At 63.1% G+C, this 2428-nt stretch carries 3 protein-coding genes and 1 pseudogene; 2 read left to right on the forward strand and 2 right to left on the reverse strand.

Annotated features, from left to right (window positions below; all coding sequences use genetic code 11):
• Together OQK_RS00175 and mmsB are read left to right on the forward strand one after the other, a co-directional pair.
• The coding region (locus OQK_RS00175; protein WP_016770577.1) for an aldehyde dehydrogenase family protein at positions 1–768 on the forward strand (768 nt) is incomplete at its 5' end.
• Positions 769–778: 10 nt separating this feature from the next.
• The gene (mmsB, locus tag OQK_RS00180; RefSeq protein ID WP_016770578.1) at positions 779–1666 is read left to right on the forward strand and encodes a 3-hydroxyisobutyrate dehydrogenase; all 888 of its coding nucleotides are present in this window, start codon (positions 779–781) and stop codon (positions 1664–1666) included.
• A 201-nt stretch (positions 1667–1867) separates the two neighbouring features.
• Here mmsB and OQK_RS00185 read toward each other — a convergent pair whose 3' ends face one another.
• Positions 1868–2218, reverse strand: a complete 351-nt coding sequence (locus OQK_RS00185; protein WP_016770579.1) for a cupin domain-containing protein — start codon at positions 2216–2218, stop codon at positions 1868–1870.
• Between the two features lie 39 nt (positions 2219–2257).
• Positions 2258–2428: pseudogene (locus OQK_RS30880) on the reverse strand (LysR family transcriptional regulator); the annotation flags it as partial.

Consider the following 2428-nt stretch of genomic DNA (forward strand, 5'->3'; position numbering starts at 1 on the left):
CGCGTGCAGTCGATGATGGGCGCGAAAAACCACGCTGTGGTACTGCCGGACGCCAATCGCGAGCAAGCGCTGAATGCCTTGGTCGGTGCCGGTTTCGGTGCCGCCGGGCAACGTTGCATGGCCACGTCGGTGGTGGTGCTGGTCGGTGCCGCAAAACAGTGGCTGCCAGACCTGAAAGCGCTGGCGCAAAAGCTCAAGGTCAACGCCGGCAGCGAGCCGGGTACCGATGTCGGCCCGGTGATTTCGAAAAAAGCCAAGGCGCGGATCCTCGAACTGATCGAAAGCGGCATCAAGGAAGGTGCCAAGCTTGAACTGGACGGTCGCGACATCAGCGTGCCGGGCTACGAGCAAGGCAACTTTGTCGGCCCGACCCTGTTCTCCGGGGTGACCACCGACATGCAGATCTACACCCAGGAAATCTTCGGCCCGGTGCTGGTGGTGCTGGAAGTCGACACCCTCGATCAGGCGATCGCGCTGGTCAACGCCAATCCGTTCGGCAACGGCACTGGCCTGTTCACCCAGAGCGGTGCGGCGGCGCGTAAATTCCAGACTGAAATCGATGTCGGTCAGGTCGGCATCAACATCCCGATTCCGGTACCGGTACCGTTCTTCAGCTTCACCGGCTCGCGCGGTTCGAAACTCGGCGACCTCGGCCCGTACGGCAAGCAAGTGGTGCAGTTCTACACGCAGACCAAAACGGTCACGGCGCGCTGGTTCGACGACGACAGCGTCAACGACGGCGTGAACACCACCATCAACCTGCGCTGAGGATTCGATCATGAAAATCGCATTTATCGGGCTGGGCAACATGGGCGCGCCGATGGCGCGCAACCTGATCAAGGCCGGCCACTCGTTGAACCTGGTCGACCTGAACAAAACCGTGCTGGCGGAACTCGAGCAACTGGGCGGCACCATCCGCGCTTCAGCCCGCGAGGCGGCGGAAGATGCCGAACTGGTGATCACCATGCTCCCGGCGGCTGTGCACGTGCGCAGCGTCTGGCTGGGTGAGGAGGGCGTGCTCGCCGGTATTCGCCAAGGCGTGCCGGCGGTGGATTGCAGCACCATCGATCCGCAGACCGCCCGCGACGTCGCAGCGGCCGCCGCCAAACACGGCGTGGCCATGGCCGATGCGCCGGTCTCCGGCGGCACTGGCGGCGCGACCGCCGGCACGCTGACCTTCATGGTCGGCGCCACCCCGGAACTGTTCGCCACCCTGCAACCGGTGCTGGCGCAGATGGGCCGCAACATCGTCCATTGCGGTGAAGTCGGCACCGGCCAGATCGCCAAGATCTGCAACAACCTGCTGCTGGCGATTTCGATGGTCGGCGTCAGTGAGGCGATGGCGTTGGGCGATGCGCTGGGGATCGACACCGGCGTGCTGGCCGGGATCATCAACAGCTCGACCGGCCGCTGCTGGAGTTCGGAGATGTACAACCCGTGGCCGGGCATCGTCGAAACGGCGCCGGCCTCGCGCGGTTATACCGGCGGGTTCGGGGCAGAACTGATGCTCAAGGATCTTGGGCTGGCGACTGAAGCGGCGCGGCAGGCGCACCAACCGGTGGTGCTCGGCGCGGTGGCGCAGCAGTTGTATCAGGCGATGAGCCAGCGCGGTGATGGCGGGAAGGATTTTTCGGCGATCATCAACAGCTATCGCAAGCCGCAGTAATCGCGATCAGCCCTTTGTGGCGAGGGGATTTATCCCCGTTGGGTTGCGCAGCAGCCCCCTGGAGTGTGTCAGGTAAACCGAGTGCTCAGGGTTTGCGACTGCTGCGCAGTCGAGCGGGGATAAATCCCCTCGCCACAGGTTTTAGCAACGCCGGGACATTTGCCGGGAAATCACGTCGGGTGATTTCCCGGCTTTTTTGCATCAGGCGAAGACGAAATATTTGCGTACGGTCTCGACCACTTCCCACGTGCCTTTCATGCCCGGCTCAACCACGAAGATATCGCCGGCGCGCAGGTGGATCGGCGCCATGCCGTCCGGGGTGATCACGCAGTAGCCTTCCTGGAAATGGCAGTACTCCCACTTCACATAATCGACGCGCCACTTGCCCGGTGTGCAGATCCACGTGCCCATGATCTTGCTGCCGTCTTCGCTGGTGTAGGCGTTGAGGTTGACGGTGTGCGGGTCGCCTTCGAGTTTTTCCCATTTGCAGGCGTCGAGTACCGGCAGCGGGTGGGTGTCGCGCAGAACGGTGATAGGGGCGGTCGCGGTCATGGGGACTCCGGGCAAGTGACTTGAGATCGAAGTCGCACCCTATAGCGCCCGGGTGTCGTTCAGTTGTCTGGGGTCGACATCGGAGTGCTCAGAAACGCGCGCAGCGGTGAGCGCTTGTAACAATGCCTGGGCATAACCCGGCAGCGCGGCGAAGTCTCTCGCGCAGAGCAATAACCTGCGACGCGCCCATGGCTCATTCAGAGTCACGCA

Origin of the sequence: Pseudomonas sp. R62 (genome assembly GCF_000257605.1) — a bacterium.
In the GTDB taxonomy this organism is placed as follows: Bacteria; Pseudomonadota; Gammaproteobacteria; order Pseudomonadales; family Pseudomonadaceae; genus Aquipseudomonas; species Aquipseudomonas atacamensis.

Bases quoted from the DNA above. Each gene is read 5' to 3' on its own strand.
- OQK_RS00185 (WP_016770579.1), bottom strand. From the start codon at position 2,218: ATGACCGCGACCGCCCCTATCACCGTTCTGCGCGACACCCACCCGCTG.
- mmsB (WP_016770578.1), top strand. From the start codon at position 779: ATGAAAATCGCATTTATCGGGCTGGGCAACATGGGCGCGCCGATGGCG.